Here is a 15,805-nt window from a genome sequence, read left to right on the forward strand (position 1 = left end):
CGCGACTCCGTTTTATCGTTGTTCAGAAAGGGAACTGGCGCTGACCCATCTGGATCGTGATCCACTTCACCTCGGTCATCTCTTCCATGGAATAGCGGCCGCCCTCGCGCCCCACGCCGCTCATCTTGGTGCCCCCGAACGGCACGTGCGCTTCATCCGACACGGTCGTGTCGTTGATGTGCACCATGCCCGCCTCGAGCCGCAGCGCGAGGTCGAAGGCCTTCTGCAAGTCATTGGTGATGACGCCCGACGACAAGCCGTACGAAGTGTCGTTGGCAACGCGCAGCGCTTCCTCCGCGTTCTCCACGCGAATGATCGACGTGACCGGTCCGAAGCTTTCCTCGTCGTAGATCTGCATGCCCGAGTTCACCTCGGCGAGCACTGTCTGCGTATAGAAGTTGCCTTCGTGCGTGCCGCCGAGCAGCAGGCGCGCGCCTTTCGCCTGGGCGTCGGCCACCTGCGCGTCGATCACGTCGCATTGCGTGCGGCGAATGAGCGGCCCGATCACCGTGTCGGGATCGCGCGGATCGCCCACCTTGTAGGTCGCGGCGCGCGCCACGAAGCGCTCGACGAATTCGTCGTACACGGGCGCCTCCACGATGATGCGCGAGTTCGCCATGCACACCTGGCCCTGGTGGAAGAAGATGCCGAAGCACGCGGCGCGCGCGGCGTAGTCGAGATCGGCGTCGCGCAGCACGATGAGCGGATTCTTGCCGCCCAGTTCGAGCGTGACCTTCTTCATGTGCCTCGCGGCTTCCACGGCCAGGTGACGGCCCACGCGCGTGGAGCCCGTGAAGGTGAGCATGCGCACGCGCGGGTCGGTGAGCAGCACGTCGCCGATCTCGCTCGCCGGTCCCGGAATCACGTTGAGCACGCCCGCGGGCAAGCCGCCGCGCTCGAACAGTTCGGCGATCTTCAGACCGGTGACGGGCGTTTCCTCGGAAGGCTTGAGCACGAACGTGTTGCCCGCCGCGAGCGCGAGCACGACCTTCTTCATGGCGAGCCAGAACGGCGCGTTGAACGGCGCGATGCCCGCGATCACGCCGAGCGGGCGGCGCAGCGTCAGGCCGATCTGCCCTTGCATGCTGTGCGGCAGCGTTTCGCCGAAGATGTGGCGCGCGTCGCCGGCCGCGCTGCGCAACAGGTCGATGCCGCTCATCACCTCGAACATCGCCTTCGGAAACGTCGAGCCCGATTCCTTGATCAGCACGTCGCGCACGTCGTCGGCCATGGCGGCGAGCGCGTCGGCGCACGAGAGCAGGATTTCGGCGCGGCGCGACACCACGAGATTGGCCCACTCGTCCTTCACGCGGTGCGCGGCGTCCACCGCGCGAATCGCGTCGGCGCGCGTGGCCTGGTGCACCTGCGCGAACACTTCGCCGGTGGCGGGGTTGTAGTCGGGGCGCACGTCGTTGGCGGAACCTGCCGTCCAGCGGCCGTCGATGAAAAGCTTGCCTTCGCGAACCTCGCGAGCGGCTTCGGTGGAAGCGTTCATGCTTGACTCCAGGGGAATGCCTGATTGAGAGAGAACCACGGACTTCGCGACAGCAAACTCATTTCATTGGGACGACGCAAACCACGCGCGCGGCGAGACGCCTTGATCGGGGCCGAGCGTGGAAAAACCGCCGTCCACCGGCAAATCCACGCCCGTGATCCACGAGGCGTCCGCCGAGCACGCGAACGCGACCACGCGCGCGACTTCCTCGCCGCGCCCCACGCGGCCGAGCGGATGCAGGCGCTTGCCCACGCGGTCGGCGGTTTCGATCGAGCCGCCCGCGAGGGTTTCGAGCGACGGCGACCACGTCCACGCGGGCGAGACGCTCACGGCGCGAATGCCGCGCGGCCCGAATTCCATGGCGAGATTGCGCGTGAATTGCAGCATCGCCGCCTTCGACGCCGGATAAAGCGCGCGCCCCGCCGCGCCGAACTTGCCGCCCGTGCTGCCGAGGTTGACGATCACGGCCTGCTCGCGCAGATACGGCGCGGCCTTTTGCACCAGCATCGCCGCCGAAACGAGATTCACGTCGAGCAGCCGGTGCCATTGTTCGCGCGTGGAGGCGATGCCCGCGTCGTCGTAGCTGCACGCGTTGTTCACGATGAAGTCGATGCCGCCGTGGGTCTCGCGCGCGAGGTCGATCAGGCGGTCGAGTTGCGCGTCGTCGGTGATATCGGTTTCGACGAAGCGCGCCCGCGGGCCGATCGACGCCGCCACGTCGCGACCGGCCTGCGCGCCGCGCCCGACGATCAGCACGTGCGCGCCGTCCTGGGCGAGCGCGCGGGCGATGTCGGCGCCCAGACCTTGCGTCGCGCCCGTGACGATCGCGACTTTGCCCGCCAGCTTGTCATTGCGTGATTCGCTCATGCGCGCTCCCTGAAAATTTCGCCGACGGTGGCAATTGCCGCGATCAAGCGCATCGCGTCGAGCGAGGCCTCGTGCGCGCGCCGGTCCGCGCACGAGCACGCGTCGGCGGCGACCGTGGCTGTGTAGCCGAGATCGACGGCGTGGCGCACGGTCATCTCCACGGTCGAATGCGTGGCCACGCCCGCGACGATGAGATGCCGCACGTCGTGCGCGGCGAGGATCTGTTCGAGCGGCGTGCCGATGAAACCGCTCGTGCGCCGGTGATGCAGCACGTAGTCGAGCGCGCGCGAGGCGTCGGGTTCGAGGCCCGGATAGAACTGCGCGCCCCACGTGCCCTCGCGCAGCGCCCCCGCTTCGGCCGTGCGCACGAAGATCGGCGCGTTGCGCAGCAGGTCGGCGTAATCCGGCCGAAACGCAATACGTATGTGGATGAGCGGCAACCCCTGCGCGCGCGCCTGCGCGAGCAACGCGGCCGCCGCGTCGAGCACGGCCGCGCGCTCGGGTTGCGCCGCGTCGAATCCCACGCGAATCTGGCCACCCGGATCGAGCACGTCGTTCTGGTAATGCAGCGCGATCACGGCCGTGCGCGCGAATTTCGCGGAAGCGGTCGCCATCACACGAACACCTCGAGATTCGCGAAGGCGTCGGTGGAATTCACGAGGTCGACGCGCTTGAGATAGATCTTCCAGTCGTCGCCGCGCGTGTCGAGCTTGTGCGTGACGAGGCCCGCGAGCGTGCGCTGGTCGAGCCGCCACTCGTTGACGAACAAGGTGGAATGCACGATCAGGCGCCCCGCCTCGTCGTAACCGTCGACGATCACGTTGCCGACGAGTCGCGCCGTGCGCGTGGGCGGCTGCTGCGACCAGTTGCGCGCGTTGGAGAGGCGGCGCGCGCGCACTTCGCGCAGCGTGGCGTCTTCCCAGAACAGCGAGATGTGATCGCGCGCGCTGGTCTGACCGGCTTCGTGCGGCAGCCAGTACATGCCGTCGGGCGTCCACAGATCGAGCCACGCGTCGAACGCGCGCGTGTCGAGCAAACGCGCCTCGCGGTAGAGAAACTGCTCGGCTTCGGCACGCAGCGCGGCATCGAACGGCACCGCGCGCGCAGCGGCGGTGGAGAGATCGTAGGTCGGATCGTTGAGCATCATTCGTCTCCCTGCTGTTGCGCTTGCGCCTGGGTATCGGCGGATTCTTGCGCCATGAAGCGCTTCCACGCCGCGAACTGGTTGCGCATGGGCAATTCGCTCGTGCCGTTGATCGAGACGAAACCGTCTTCCACGGCGCGGTCCGTGCCCGCGTAGCGATGCATGCTGACCCACTCGCCGCCGCGCGTCCGGTTGCCTTCCTGGCAGCGCGCGTAGACTTCCACGTCGTCGGGCATCACGTTCGACGAGGGCGAGTTGATGACGTTGGCGTACGTGAGCGCGCGGTCGAACACGGCGTCCGGTGCGCCCTTCAGGCGAAACACCTGAATCTCCACGAGGGTTTTGTCGACGGCAATGGGCCGGATCACGCGGAACTGCTGGAACACCGTGTGCGGCGAGCCGCTGCCGTAAATCACCGTGTTATGGCGGTTCATGCCGAGGATATTGCGTGCGCGTTCCTCGCCGTAAGCCTCGGTGAGCGTGGCGAAATGCGCCTTCGTCACCGGGTCGCGCGTGGCCGCCGTGGGATCGAAAATACCTTCCATGTAGCCGTGGCCGAACTCGTAGGCGCGCAACTCGAGCTTCTCCCAGAACTCGTAGGGCTCGCCGTTGCCGTCCATGATGAGCAGTTCGAACGGCATCGCGCCCATGTCCTCGGCCTGCGCGCGCGCCGACACCACCGACGACTCGTGCGTGACCGGCGCATGCATCGTGTCGTGCAGATTCTCGTAGAACACTTTCCAGTTCGAGCGTTGCAGCACGCGAAACACGCCGCCCGCGACTTCCACTTCGCCCACGGGCGAGCGGTCGCAGAGATTGTCGATGGAGGACGCCACGCCGTTCAGGAAGGTCTTGAGATCGGGGCCGTCGCTCGCCTGGTTCGCGAACACGAAACCGCGATAGCTCTCCACGCGCGCGACGCGGCGCATCGAAAAGTCGGGGTGTTTCGGGTCGAAGCAGGTGTTTTGCAAGCCGTTGCGCAGCGGCGCGGAAAGATGCGTGCCGTCGAGCTTGAAGGTCCACGCGTGATACGGACACCGAAAGAACTTGCCGGTGGAGCCTTCGCCGTCCGGCACGACTTTCGCGCCCTTGTGCGGGCAGCGGTTATAGACCACGTGAATCTGGCCGTCCGAGGCGCGCACCATCACCACGTCCTGATCGCCGAGGCGCGTGGTGTGATAGTCGCCGGGCGCCTTCACCTGGCTTTCGTGACCGACGTAGATCCAGGCGCGGCCGTAAATGCGCTCCATCTCCAGCGCGAAAATCTCCGGGTCCGTGTAGACGCGCTTGTTGACGCTGTCCGGCCGCACGAGGCTCGCGAGGGTCTCAGTGTTCAGGCTCATGCCGCTTCCTTGCAGTGAGGTTCAAAGAGGGGTTCAAAGATCGAGCACGAGACGCGCGCTCTTCGCACGCGAGACGCACGGGCAGAACGCGCCGCGCGCGTGGTCGTCCCCGGTCAGGCAGATGTCGCGATGATCGGCTTCGCCCTCGAGCAGTTGCGTCGTGCACACGCCGCAGTCGCCGCGCTTGCAGTCGTAGAGCGGGTCGAGGCCCGCTTCGATCATCACGTCGAGAATCGAGGTGCCGGGCGGCACGACCAGTACGCGGTCGGAGGCCGCGAGGCGCACTTCGAACGGCGCGGATTCGGCGGCCTCGGCGCCCCCGGCGGCGGTCGGCGCGGCGGCGAACCGTTCGCTGTGCAGCGCGTCGTCGGGCCAGCCGAGCGCGCGCGCGGCCGCCAGCGTCGCCGTGATGAGGCCGCCGGGACCGCACACGTAGAGGTGCGCGCCGGGCTCGGGCCGGCCGATGGTCTCGGCGAGCGGCATGCCATGGCGCGGGTCGCCGCCGTCGAACCAGCGCGTGGCGTCGCCGAGCGCGCCCACTTCGTCGTGATACGCCATGGAGATCGCGTCGCGGGCCGCGTAGTGCAGCGCGTACGTTTCGCCCGCCGCGCCCAGCGCGCGCGCCATGGCGAGGATGGGCGTGATGCCGATGCCGCCCGCGATCAGCAGATGACGGCGTGCGCCCGGCGCGAGCGGAAAGTCGTTGCGCGGCGCGTCGATGTCGACTTCGTCGCCGGGCCGGAGCGCGTGCATCCAGCGCGAGCCGCCGCTGCTCGCGGGTTCGAGCAGCACCGCGATTTCATAGTGGTCGGGGTTGAACGTCGGGTCCTGCGACGAAGCAGCGGCGTTCACGAGCGAATACGCGCGCCGTTGCGTGCGCTCGCCGAGCGGCACGTGCACGCCGATGTGCGCGCCGGCCTCGAACGCGGGCAGCGGCGCGCCGTTGGCGGCCACGAGATGCAGGCGCCGGATCGCGGCGGTCAGGGCATCGATGCGCGCGACGCGCATCCGCAAAGGCGTCCCGGAAGCGGACATACAGCGACTCCGTTGAATTCAGACGGATCGACTGTAGGGTGGTCAAAATCGGCGGGATATCCGCGAATCGCAGCGGCTGTCCGGGGCGCGCAGGAATCGACGCGAAATGTTCATGGACGATTCGATGCGGGGGTTTGCTGCGCTGCGGCGAAGCGCGCGGGATCGGCGTTATCGGCGAAAACCGCGACTCAGCTCGCGCGCTGGCGCACGAGGCGCAGCGTCGCCGAAGGCGTCTCGCCGAACTTCTCGCGGTAAGCGTTCGCGAAGCGGCCGAGGTTGGCGAAGCCGCAGCCCAGCGCGATATCGGCCACGCGCTCCGTGTCCCGCGCGCGCAGCAGCAGGTCGCGCGCGCGTTCGAGCCGCGACTCGCGCACGATCTGCATCGGGCTCGCGTGCGAGTAACGCTGGAAGCTGTCGAGCAGCGTGCGCACGGGCACGCCCGCGGCTTCGGCAATGCCCGCGAGCGTGATGGGCTCGCAGGCGTGTTCGTCGATATACGCCTTCGCGCGCTTGACCGTGCGCGGCACGAGCGCGGCCGGCGTGGTGCGCGTCTGGCAATGATGCGGCTGGCCCGCGAGCAGCATCGTCACGAGCAGGCGTTCGAATTCCACGCCCACGCGGCGGTCGCGCTGCGCGAGCGCGATGGTTTCCGGCGACGACGCGAGCAGACGCAGTTGCGCGAGCCACGGCGCGAGTTCGGGGCGCGTGAGATCGAGCGTGGGTTCGATATGCAGATGGTCGTAGCCGGTATGCGCGAGCATCGCGCGCTTGTCGATGCGCACGAAGAACTGCTCGCAGTCGCCGGAAAACGTGCCGCCGAAGCGCATCTGCGGCCCGACGATCACGCCTTGTGTCGGCCCGACGATGGTGCGCCGCCCGGCCACCGTGACATCGGCATAACCCGAGAGGCTCAGGATCGCGAGGTAGTAGTCCTCGATCTCGCCCGCGTCCACGCCCATCGCGCCCGCGTAGCCGATGGTGCCGAAGCCGAGACCGTCGATACGCACGTAGTTCATATGCGCCGAATGGCCCGCGCGCACCACGCCCGGCGTGAGCCGATGCGGCTGGAGCACGGTCGCGATGCGCTGGCGCGTGTCGTCGACGTCGGTCGACTCGAAGTACCGGTATTGGTGCAACAGCGCCGGCTCGATCAGCATGGAAGTTGGCGACATGGGCGTTCTTCGCTGCGTATTCGCTACGTATTGAGGGATCGCGGGGATCGGGCGGCGCGGGTCGATGGCCCGCGCACTCTCCCAAGCGTACCTCACTGTACACGTTCGTGATCTACATCAAAAAAACGCCATAACGAGGGTGCGAACCACTTGCCAGAAATGAACAACGCCGCGCCGGGCGTTGCGCGTAGTGGATAGATGGCGATTTTCGGCCGCCGAACACTCCGTCTGCCCTGCTTCGGCATCGGCCACAACACTACGGCACCCATCGATACGTCCATTTCCCCAGGGGAATCCCTCATGAATACGGTCTCATCCTATGCCGTGCACGCACCGCGATTGCGGGCGTGGCAAACCTTCGCGCTGTTCGTCGGCGTGCTCGGCGAGTTGTTTCTCGCGGGCGACTGGTACGGCTTCGCGGCGGTCATGCCGTTCGTCTCGCACGCGCTGGCGCTCTCGCCCGCCGAGGCCGGTTTCGCGCAGGGCGCGTTCGCCATCACCTACGGCGTGGGCATGTGCGTGTGGTCGCCGCTCGGGCGCACGCTGAGCGCACGCGTGCTGTTCGCGGTGGGCTTGCTGGGCGCGGGGCTCGCGATGTTCTGGCAGTCGCATGCGGCTTCGTACGCGATGCTGATCGCGCTGCGCCTCGTGATCGGCTTCTTCGACGCGGCGGTGTGGGTCGGCACGATGAAGCTGATCGTGGGCTGGTTTCCGCCCAGACGCCACGGCTTCACGATGGGCGTGCTGCTCGCCGCGTTCAGCCTGGCCATCACGCTCGACTTCGCCATCGGCATTCCGGTGTCGGAGGCATTCGGCTGGCGCACCTTTTTCGCCGCGCTCGGCGTGGCGACCTGCGCCGTGGGCGCGTTCGGCGCGCTCGCGATTCGCGGCGGCCCGCGCGAGATCGGTTACGCGGATTTTCGTTGGGACGACGAGGCGGGTCACGCGCACGCGCATACGCACAACGAGGCGCCTCGGCAAGCCGTGTCGATCTGGGCCGTGTTCCGCTCGAAGTGGCTCTACGTGGGCGCGCTGGCCATTTTCGGCGACATGTTCGCGATCTCGGCCGTGACGACCTGGGTCGTGCCCGCGTTCATCGAGGTCCAGCACATGCCGGTGCCCGCCGCCGCGACCGTGGGCGCCACCATGGGCTTCGCGCAAGTGGTCGTGCTGCTCGTGGGCGGCTGGCTCTCCGACCGCATGCCACGCACGGCCATGTTGAAGGTCGGCGCGGCGTGCTGCGTGGCGGCGGCGCTCGCGTTCGTGGCCACGACGCTCGTGCGGATCGAATGGAGCGGCCTGCTCGCGATCTCGGCGTTCAGCGGCGTGGTCGTGCTGAGCGGCGGCGCCATCTTCAGCCTCGTGAGCGAAAAATACGGCGAAGCGCTCGCGGCCAGCGCGATCGGCTTCGCGGAGCTGGGCGGCATCGTCTCGACCTTCGTCGCGCCCGCGTTGCTCGGCGCGGTGATCGGCGCGACGCAGTCGTTCGCGGTGGCGTTCGGCGTATTCGCGGCGGTGGAAGTGCTGATCTTCGTCGCGTTGCTGGTGGTGGCGCGTTGAGCCGGCGTTAGGCGTCTCAAGTGGAAAGAGCGCCTTCGTATCGGCATTGATTCGGATACCCAATTATTTTTGATGTGCCTTGCCCTGGAGACCTCTCGATGAAAAAAGTATTCGCCGGCGCGCTCTGCGCAGCGCTCGCTTCTGCCGCGCATGCGCAAAGCTCGGTCACGCTGTACGGCATGCTCGATGCCGGCATCACCACGCTGTCGAACGACGGCGGCCATCGCACCACGGTCATGGACACGGGCGTGCTCGTGCCGAACCTGTTCGGCCTGAAGGGGCGCGAGGATCTGGGCGGCGGCTGGTACGCGGTGTTCAACCTCGAAGGCCAGTTCGAAGTGGGCACAGGCGCGCTCGACGGCAATCTGTTCGGGCGCCAGGCGTGGGTGGGTATCGACAGCGACCGCTACGGCACGCTCACGGCCGGTAACCAGTACGAGTTCATGTTCATGTCGCTCTCGTACAACCGGCTCGGGCCGGAACTGCCGTACGTGTCGCTCACGAACCTGCGGCAAGGTCCGTTCGACGCGCTCGGCAAACCGGGGCCGTTCAGCGGCGATTTCGACTTCGACCGCACCGCGGGCGCGTCGCGCATGGCGAATTCGGTGAAGTACGAATCGCCTTCCATCGGCGGCCTTTCCGTGGGCGCGATGTACGGCTTCTCCAATCTCGCGGGCGGCTTCTCGAACCAGAACGCGTACAGCTTCGGCATCGACTACGACCAGAAGGCGTATTCGATCGACGCAGCCTACACGATGACGAAGTACGCCGAGATCAACAACGGCGCCGACGGCATCCGCAATTTCGGCGTGGGCGGCCGCGTCGCGATCCTGAGCGGCTGGGCCGACCTGCTCTACACGAACACGCGCAACACCTTCACGGGCGCGACCATCAACGTGATCGAGGTGGGCGGCACGGTGCCGGTCGGCCAGGCCATGCACCTGTACACGGCGTATCAATATATGAAGGGCAACGACGTGCTGGAGAACAATCGCGCGCATCAGGTGAACGTGACGCTCGATTACACGCTGTCGAAACGCACCGATATTTACGCGAGCGCGGCCTGGCAGCACGCGAGCGGTGACGGCGATACGGCGAAGGCGTGGATTCTATTTACGGCGGGGCCTTCGTCGAGCGGCAATCAGGCGTTGCTGCGCGTGGGCATGCGGCATTTCTTTTGACGGACGATACCGCGACGAGGCGCGCGCGATTCAGAAGGCCACGCGTGCCTCGTTGCTCACTGGCTCACGGGCTTACTTGCTCGCGCATAGCGCGACGTAAGCGGCCAGAAACGGCACGAACATCAAGGTGCCGACGAGCAGGCTTTTGAGTTGTGTGTTGCGATGGTCTTTTCCTGCGTTCGTTTCCCGTGCGACGGTGGCTTCTGCCGTTTCCTCGCCGGGTGCGAAGGAGTACAGCGTGTTGACGCGGTTGAGCAGTTGGGAATGATCGACCAGCAGCAGAAGCGGGCTCATGACGGTTCTCCGTGACACGTTGTTTGCAGGACAGGTGTCAGGATAGGCGCGGCGGGTTGGCGGTTCTATCGAAGGATTTCGAGATGAAAGCCGGAGCCGCGGAAGAAGGCTGGAGAGCGGTCTGGCGGCCGCTCCCGGCGTGGGATTAGACCCCCAGTTGCCGATCCACCCACCCCCTCACCCTTCGCGCCAACCCCTGCGCCGCCGCCCCCAACAGCACGTTGTGCCCGAACCCCGGCTCCAGCCAGTACTCGCAGCCGTACAGGCCAGCCAACGCGCGCCCCGTCCCGGGCGGCGTCAGCACATCGAGTTCACCCGAAACCAGCAGCGTGCGCCCGCCCGGCACGCGCGCCGCGTCCACCTCGAGCGTCCAGCGCGTCGCTTCATACACGCGCTTCGGCGACTCGGGCACGAGCAGCGCCTGATAGTGCCGCGCTTCGTCGTCGCTCAGGCCCTGGAAGAACAGCTGACGCGCGACCTCGGCGGGCGGCGGTCCCCATGGCGCGGCAAAATCGGCGATCGGCAGTTCGATCGGCTCGGGATGCACATTGGCGGGCACCACCGGCGTCAACAACACGAGCGCCGCCACGTCGTAACGCGCCGCGTAAAGCTGCGACGCCAGCCCGCCCATCGAATGCCCGACGACCACCGGCGGCAAGTCGAAGCGGCTCGCGACCGCGCGAATATCGTCCACTACGTCGGCAATCGACAGCTTCACGAAACGCTCGGTGGGCACCGCCGCCGAACCACCCCGGCCGCGCCAGTCGAGTACGTGCACGTCGTAGCCCGCCGCCGCGAATTCGGGCGCGTACACGTCCCAGCACCACGCGCCGTGGCAGCCGCCGTGCACGCAGAGCACGGGCGGGCGGTCCGGCATGGCGTCGGGCGAAGTGAAGCGCTCGACGTGAATGCCGTCGGCGTTGTAGGTAGCGTGATCAAGCGTGGTCGATGGCATGTGCGGTCTCCTCGCGAGGTCGTCTGAGACTCGCATTCTTCGGAGGCCGAAATGGCTTGGCTAGCCGATATACGCAGCGCCGCCGCGTAGCAAGGCCGGATTGCGCAAGCGTCGCGCATCGGTGCATCAACGCAGCGGCGTCAAAGCTGCTCGGAAATTCGCCGCGACACGTCCTGCAATTGCCCGAGATAGCGCTCGACGACTTTCTCCACCGTGAGCGCCGACGAGAACCACGTGAGCCCGATCGAGGCCGCGACGAATTCCTTCGCCATCACCGGCACGGCGATCGTGCCCGACACGGGCCGCACCGTCGTGTCGCGCAACGCATAACCGCGCTCGCGCGTCTGCGCGATCATCGTCTGCACGGCTTCGCGATCCTGCGCGAGACGGTCTTCGGGATGATGGCTCTGGCGCACCACTTCGAGCAGCATCGCCTGCTCCTCGGGCGCGCAAAACGCGAGATACGCGCGGCCGAGCGCGCGCGAAACGAGCGAAAGCCGCATGTTGATCGACGAATGCAGCAGCGAGAGCGGCGAATACGGAATCGTGCTGTAACGCACCACGAGCGCATCCACGTCGAGCATACCCACGGCGATCGGCCACTTGATCTCTTCGGTCAACGCGCGCACGAGCGGCGCGGCGATCTCCACCACGCGCGGCACGTGGTGATAGCCCGAGTTGAGCGCGTTCACGCCTTCGAGCAGCCGGTATTCGCCGGGGCGTCCGCCGCGCGCCACGAGGCCGAGTTCCTCGAACGTGCGCAACAGACGGATCAGCGTGGGCTTGGGCAGCAGCGTGAGTTGATGCAACCCGTCGAGCGTCGAAACGGGCATCTGGTTCAGCGCGCGCAACAGGGTGATCGCACGCTCGACGGCGCGAATCGATGAGTCGCGTTCGGGCATCGTGTCTTTCGGGCGAGTGATGAGGCGCGGCGCGCGGCTCATGCGAACCTCGCGCCGGCACCGGCGAAACCGCGCATTATCGCAACTCCTCGCGCGGCTTACATCGGGCACTACCCGCAGCGCGCAGCGGCACGCGCATCACGCCATCAGCGCGAGCGCGCCCTTGCGCAGCAGCGACTGGTCCGAGCCGATCACGAACCACGTCGCGCCCATTGCCGCGAATTCGTCGCACTCGCTTGCCTCGCCGCACGCCACGCCCGCCGTCTTGCCCGCGCGCCGCGCGATGGCGAGCGCCTCCACGGTCGCCTGCATGACCTCGGGCGCGCGCGCGTCGGTCAAGCCGAACGAGAGCGCGAGATCGGCGCGGCCAACGAACAGACCCGACACGCCATCGACATCGGCGATCGCCTGCGCGGCCTCGCAGCCCGCGCGGCTTTCGATCTGACACAGTATGTCGATGCCATCACCGGCCGCCACCGCTTTCTTCATGCCGAGCGCGCCGTAACCCGCGAAGCGCGGCGAGCTGGAAAAGCCGCGTTCGCCGTCGATGAAGCGCGTGCGCGCGACGAGCTGGCGCGCTTCGTCGGCGGAATCCACATGCGGCACCAGCAGGCCGGACGCGCCCAGATCGAGCGCGGATTGAATCGTCGCCGCGCTCATGTCGGGAATGCGCACGTAGAGCGGCAGGTTCACGGAACGCGCCGCGATCACCATGACGTCGAGCGTGCCGCGGTCGAACGGCGCGTGCTCGGCGTCGATCACGACGAAGTTCAGGCCCGCGCCGCCGAGAATCTCGACGATCTGCGGCGCGCCCGTTTTGACGAAGGTGCCGATCCGGCGCGTGGGGGTGTCGTTGGTGGACATAGTCGAAAGCCGATGAAAGTTACGAAGCCGGGGAGTTGACCGTCGCGCGGCCGCTCGCCATCTGCATGGCCAGCGCGGTCAGACCGAGCGCGAGCAGGCACAACGCGGGCAGCAGCATGGCGTAGCCGGGATGGCCGAGCGCCTTGCCGATCCACGGCATCGCGTTCTGCGCGAGAAAGCCGCCGAAATTGCCGATGCTGCTGATGGTCGCGAGGCCCGCGGCGGCGCGGCGTCCGCTGAAATACTTCGAGGGCAGCGACCAGAAACACGGCAGCAGCAGCGAGGTGCACGGCGTGCCGATCACGAGCGCCACGTAACGCGCGGCCGGATCGGTCACCAGCAGGCTCGCGATGAACGCCACGCAGCCGATCACGCCGATCGCCGCCGCCGCGTAACGCACGCGGCTTTCGGTTCTGAGCAGGCGCGGCACGATCAGCAGAAGCGCCGAGGTGAGCGCCCACGGAATCATCGTCAAGAGACCGTTGAGCGAACTGGACACGCCGAAGCCCTTGATGACCGTCGGCAGCCAGTAGATCAGGCCGTAGAGCGAGGTGAGCAGCAGCGTGTAACCCAGCGCGAACACGAGCACGGCGCGGTCGAGCAGTACCGACCAGATGCTGCCGCCGTGATGCGCCTCCGGCGCTTCGTCGGCGACCATGCGCGCGAGGCGTGCGCGTTCCTGCGCATCCAGAAACGACGCGGTTTCGACGTTGCGCGGCAGGCACCGGAGCACCACCGGCGCAAGCACCAGTGCCAGCAGCCCGGTCACGATGAACACCCACTGCCAGCCCGCGTGATGCCACACGCCGTCGAGCGAGAGCAGCACGCCGCCGAACGCCGAGCCGAGCATGTTGCCAAGCGCGCTGCCGAGCGTGAGCAGCGCGAGCGCGCGCACTTGATAGCGGCGCGGAAACCACACCGTGAGGTAATAGACGATGCCGGGATAGAGCCCCGCTTCCGCCGCGCCCACGAGAAAGCGCAGCGCCGCGAACATCGAGCCCGACGAGATATACGCGATCAGCAGCGTGGCGACACCCCAGCTCAGCACGATGCGGAAAATCCACCTGGGCGCGCCGAACCGATGCACGCCCAGCGCGCTCGGAATCTCGAAGATCAGATAGCCGATAAAGAACAGCGACGACGCGAGGCCGTACGCCGTTTCGGTCAGGCCGATCTGGTGCACCATCTGGAGCTTGGCGAAACTCACGTTCATCTTGTCGATGACCGAAACCAGATAGGTGACGAGGATCAGCGGCATGATGCGCCACCATACGCGCCGGATCAGGCGTTCGTCCTGCTGCGCATCCCACGCGACATCGGCGCTCGCCGACGTGCTCATTGATATCTCCATCGCTCCTCCAACTTAAGCGCCCGGCTTGGCGCCGCGCGTCGCGCGGCGTGCTGCCGGCTTTTGTGTAATCGGGGTCCGCCATTTCCAGCCGGTTCACGGCAGGTTCGCGGCCCACGGCGAGCAATACTACGTGCCCCGGCGGGACCCACCAAGCGCGAAACCGCAAGATTCCGCGTGACGGAATCGCTATGAAAGCGCCCTATTTTGCGGGGCATTGCGACGCCCGTTGCTTTTCGCTCTGCGGAATGTCGCCGAAACGCGCTTGGTCGGCGAGGCCGTGCGTGGAAACATACGGGGCGTCGAAACGTTGCGCCGCGGCCCGCATGCGCCGGTTGCATCGGCAACGGAATGCGACGACGAATCCATAGTCCCGCAGCGCACGGCTCGGGAGACAATACGCGAGGAGACCCCCATGAAAAAACCGTTGTTCCTGATCGCCGCGTGCAGCGTGGCCTGCGCGGCGCACGCCCAAAGCAGCGTGACGCTCTACGGTATCGTCGACGCCGGCTTTCGCTACGTGAGCAATGCCGGCGGCAAGTCGCAATACGCGCTCGCGGGCGGCAACGAAAGCGCCTCGCGCTTCGGCCTGACCGGCGCGGAAGACCTGGGCGGCGGCTACAAGGCCATCTTCACGCTCGAAAACGGTTTCACCACCAACACGGGCGCCCTGCAAGGCGGCCTCATGTTCGGGCGTCAGGCTTTCGTCGGCATGTCTACGCCTTACGGCACGCTCACGCTCGGCCGCCAGTATCTGACGCTCTCAGGCTATCTCGGCCAGTACGCCTCGGGCACCGACTGGGCCGCGCGTGGCGCGGGCTGGGGCTATCACCCGGCCGGTCTCGACGACGTGGACGGCACCGAGCGCGCCAACAACGCGATCAAGTTCGCGAGCGCGCGCTACCGCGGCTTCCAGGTGGGCGGCACCTACAGTCTCGGCGGCGTGGCGGGCAACACCACGCAGAACGAAATGATCTCCGCGGGCGTGGATTACGACGGCGGTCCGTTCAAGGCTTCGGCGGCCTATCTCTTCGTCAAGAATCCTAACTATGCGCTGTTCGGCAACAACGCCACGAGCAGCGCGACCGGCAACAACATGTCGGCGAGCCCGGTCTTCAGTGGCTACGCCACCGCCGCTTCGCAGCAGGTGATCGGCGCGGGCGCATCCTATGTGTTCGGCAAGTTCACCGTGGGCGGCATCTGGACCAATACGCGCTTCAACGATCTCGGCGGCACCGTGGTGACAGGCGTGACCACACCCGCGAGCCAGCGCGGCAAGAGCGTCACCTTCAACACGGGCGAGCTGAATCTCAAGTATCGCCTCACGCCTTCGCTGCAACTCGGGGTGGCGTACGAATACACGCGCGCCAGTTCCTATCTGGGCCTGAGCGGCGCGAGCTATCAGCAATGGAACATCGGCGCGGACTATGCGCTGTCGAAGCGCACCGATCTCTATCTGATCGGCCTGCGCGAAACGGCCGGCGGTTTCGATTCCACCGGCCAGCGCGCCGTGGCCGCGCTCACCTTCGCGACGCCCTCGAAGAGCGACGCGCAAGCGGGCGCGCTCGTCGGCATCCGGCATCTTTTCTAACGCCTGAGCGCGAGTCGCGGCAACGCCAACACACAGCGACTCGCGCGCTTTTCG

General features: G+C 66.9%; 15 protein-coding genes. 3 read left to right on the plus strand and 12 right to left on the minus strand.

Features of this window, described 5'->3' with window-relative positions; translation table 11 throughout:
* Positions 1-22 precede the first annotated feature (22 nt).
* The 7 genes from FAZ98_RS24805 to andR all read right to left on the minus strand — a co-directional run bounded on the left by FAZ98_RS24805 (position 23) and on the right by andR (position 7,056).
* The gene (locus FAZ98_RS24805; RefSeq protein ID WP_158955017.1) at positions 23-1,495 is read right to left on the minus strand and encodes an aldehyde dehydrogenase family protein; all 1,473 of its coding nucleotides are present in this window, start codon (positions 1,493-1,495) and stop codon (positions 23-25) included.
* 63 nt (positions 1,496-1,558) lie between these two features.
* Entirely contained in the window at positions 1,559-2,362 is an 804-nt protein-coding gene (locus FAZ98_RS24810; RefSeq protein ID WP_158955019.1) for an SDR family oxidoreductase, read from the minus strand.
* The gene (locus FAZ98_RS24815) at positions 2,359-2,976 is read right to left on the minus strand and encodes a cysteine hydrolase (RefSeq protein ID WP_158955021.1); all 618 of its coding nucleotides are present in this window, start codon (positions 2,974-2,976) and stop codon (positions 2,359-2,361) included. The genes FAZ98_RS24810 and FAZ98_RS24815 overlap by 4 nt, the downstream gene beginning before the upstream one ends.
* Positions 2,976-3,506, minus strand: a complete 531-nt coding sequence (locus tag FAZ98_RS24820; protein WP_158956490.1) for an aromatic-ring-hydroxylating dioxygenase subunit beta — start codon at positions 3,504-3,506, stop codon at positions 2,976-2,978. The genes FAZ98_RS24815 and FAZ98_RS24820 overlap by 1 nt, the downstream gene beginning before the upstream one ends.
* Entirely contained in the window at positions 3,506-4,849 is a 1,344-nt protein-coding gene (locus tag FAZ98_RS24825) for an aromatic ring-hydroxylating dioxygenase subunit alpha (protein ID WP_158955023.1), read from the minus strand. Before FAZ98_RS24825 ends, FAZ98_RS24820 begins: the two co-directional genes overlap by 1 nt.
* Positions 4,850-4,882: 33 nt before the next feature.
* A complete protein-coding gene (locus FAZ98_RS24830) occupies positions 4,883-5,884 on the minus strand; it encodes a PDR/VanB family oxidoreductase (protein WP_158955025.1) in 1,002 nt (333 codons plus the stop codon).
* A 188-nt stretch (positions 5,885-6,072) separates the two neighbouring features.
* Positions 6,073-7,056, minus strand: a complete 984-nt coding sequence (andR, locus tag FAZ98_RS24835) for an anthranilate 1,2-dioxygenase regulatory protein AndR (RefSeq protein WP_158955027.1) — start codon at positions 7,054-7,056, stop codon at positions 6,073-6,075.
* Between the two features lie 300 nt (positions 7,057-7,356).
* Here andR and FAZ98_RS24840 point away from each other — a divergent pair, with 300 nt between their 5' ends.
* On the plus strand, positions 7,357-8,616 hold the full coding sequence (locus tag FAZ98_RS24840) for an MFS transporter (RefSeq protein ID WP_158955029.1): 1,260 nt from the start codon (positions 7,357-7,359) through the stop codon (positions 8,614-8,616).
* Between the two features lie 98 nt (positions 8,617-8,714).
* Positions 8,715-9,797: a porin gene (locus FAZ98_RS24845; protein WP_158955031.1), complete on the plus strand. Its 1,083-nt coding sequence runs from the start codon at positions 8,715-8,717 to the stop codon at positions 9,795-9,797.
* A 72-nt stretch (positions 9,798-9,869) separates the two neighbouring features.
* Here FAZ98_RS24845 and FAZ98_RS24850 read toward each other — a convergent pair whose 3' ends face one another.
* The 5 genes from FAZ98_RS24850 to FAZ98_RS24870 form a co-directional block, all read right to left on the minus strand.
* Complete coding sequence (locus FAZ98_RS24850; protein WP_158955033.1) at positions 9,870-10,091, minus strand: hypothetical protein; 222 nt, start codon at positions 10,089-10,091, stop codon at positions 9,870-9,872.
* 145 nt (positions 10,092-10,236) lie between these two features.
* The gene (locus FAZ98_RS24855) at positions 10,237-11,046 is read right to left on the minus strand and encodes an alpha/beta hydrolase (RefSeq protein WP_158955035.1); all 810 of its coding nucleotides are present in this window, start codon (positions 11,044-11,046) and stop codon (positions 10,237-10,239) included.
* A 140-nt stretch (positions 11,047-11,186) separates the two neighbouring features.
* A complete protein-coding gene (locus tag FAZ98_RS24860; RefSeq protein ID WP_233272914.1) occupies positions 11,187-11,990 on the minus strand; it encodes a DNA-binding transcriptional regulator in 804 nt (267 codons plus the stop codon).
* Positions 11,991-12,086: 96 nt separating this feature from the next.
* Positions 12,087-12,812: an HpcH/HpaI aldolase family protein gene (locus FAZ98_RS24865; RefSeq protein WP_158955037.1), complete on the minus strand. Its 726-nt coding sequence runs from the start codon at positions 12,810-12,812 to the stop codon at positions 12,087-12,089.
* Positions 12,813-12,831: 19 nt separating this feature from the next.
* Positions 12,832-14,151: an MFS transporter gene (locus FAZ98_RS24870; RefSeq protein WP_158955039.1), complete on the minus strand. Its 1,320-nt coding sequence runs from the start codon at positions 14,149-14,151 to the stop codon at positions 12,832-12,834.
* 424 nt (positions 14,152-14,575) lie between these two features.
* On the opposite strand from FAZ98_RS24870, the gene FAZ98_RS24875 reads away from it, so the two are divergent.
* Entirely contained in the window at positions 14,576-15,751 is a 1,176-nt protein-coding gene (locus FAZ98_RS24875) for a porin (RefSeq protein WP_158955041.1), read from the plus strand.
* The last annotated feature ends 54 nt before the right edge of the window (positions 15,752-15,805 follow it).

The organism is Paraburkholderia acidisoli, assembly GCF_009789675.1.
GTDB lineage: Bacteria > Pseudomonadota > Gammaproteobacteria > Burkholderiales > Burkholderiaceae > Paraburkholderia > Paraburkholderia acidisoli.

Coding starts and splice junctions, on each gene's coding strand:
- FAZ98_RS24805 (WP_158955017.1), bottom strand. CDS start 1,495: ATGAACGCTTCCACCGAAGCCGCTCGCGAGGTTCGCGAAGGCAAGCTT.
- FAZ98_RS24810 (WP_158955019.1), bottom strand. CDS start 2,362: ATGAGCGAATCACGCAATGACAAGCTGGCGGGCAAAGTCGCGATCGTC.
- FAZ98_RS24815 (WP_158955021.1), bottom strand. CDS start 2,976: ATGGCGACCGCTTCCGCGAAATTCGCGCGCACGGCCGTGATCGCGCTG.
- FAZ98_RS24820 (WP_158956490.1), bottom strand. CDS start 3,506: ATGCTCAACGATCCGACCTACGATCTCTCCACCGCCGCTGCGCGCGCG.
- FAZ98_RS24825 (WP_158955023.1), bottom strand. CDS start 4,849: ATGAGCCTGAACACTGAGACCCTCGCGAGCCTCGTGCGGCCGGACAGC.
- FAZ98_RS24830 (WP_158955025.1), bottom strand. CDS start 5,884: ATGTCCGCTTCCGGGACGCCTTTGCGGATGCGCGTCGCGCGCATCGAT.
- andR (WP_158955027.1), bottom strand. CDS start 7,056: ATGTCGCCAACTTCCATGCTGATCGAGCCGGCGCTGTTGCACCAATAC.
- FAZ98_RS24840 (WP_158955029.1), top strand. CDS start 7,357: ATGAATACGGTCTCATCCTATGCCGTGCACGCACCGCGATTGCGGGCG.
- FAZ98_RS24845 (WP_158955031.1), top strand. CDS start 8,715: ATGAAAAAAGTATTCGCCGGCGCGCTCTGCGCAGCGCTCGCTTCTGCC.
- FAZ98_RS24850 (WP_158955033.1), bottom strand. CDS start 10,091: ATGAGCCCGCTTCTGCTGCTGGTCGATCATTCCCAACTGCTCAACCGC.
- FAZ98_RS24855 (WP_158955035.1), bottom strand. CDS start 11,046: ATGCCATCGACCACGCTTGATCACGCTACCTACAACGCCGACGGCATT.
- FAZ98_RS24860 (WP_233272914.1), bottom strand. CDS start 11,990: ATGAGCCGCGCGCCGCGCCTCATCACTCGCCCGAAAGACACGATGCCC.
- FAZ98_RS24865 (WP_158955037.1), bottom strand. CDS start 12,812: ATGTCCACCAACGACACCCCCACGCGCCGGATCGGCACCTTCGTCAAA.
- FAZ98_RS24870 (WP_158955039.1), bottom strand. CDS start 14,151: ATGAGCACGTCGGCGAGCGCCGATGTCGCGTGGGATGCGCAGCAGGAC.
- FAZ98_RS24875 (WP_158955041.1), top strand. CDS start 14,576: ATGAAAAAACCGTTGTTCCTGATCGCCGCGTGCAGCGTGGCCTGCGCG.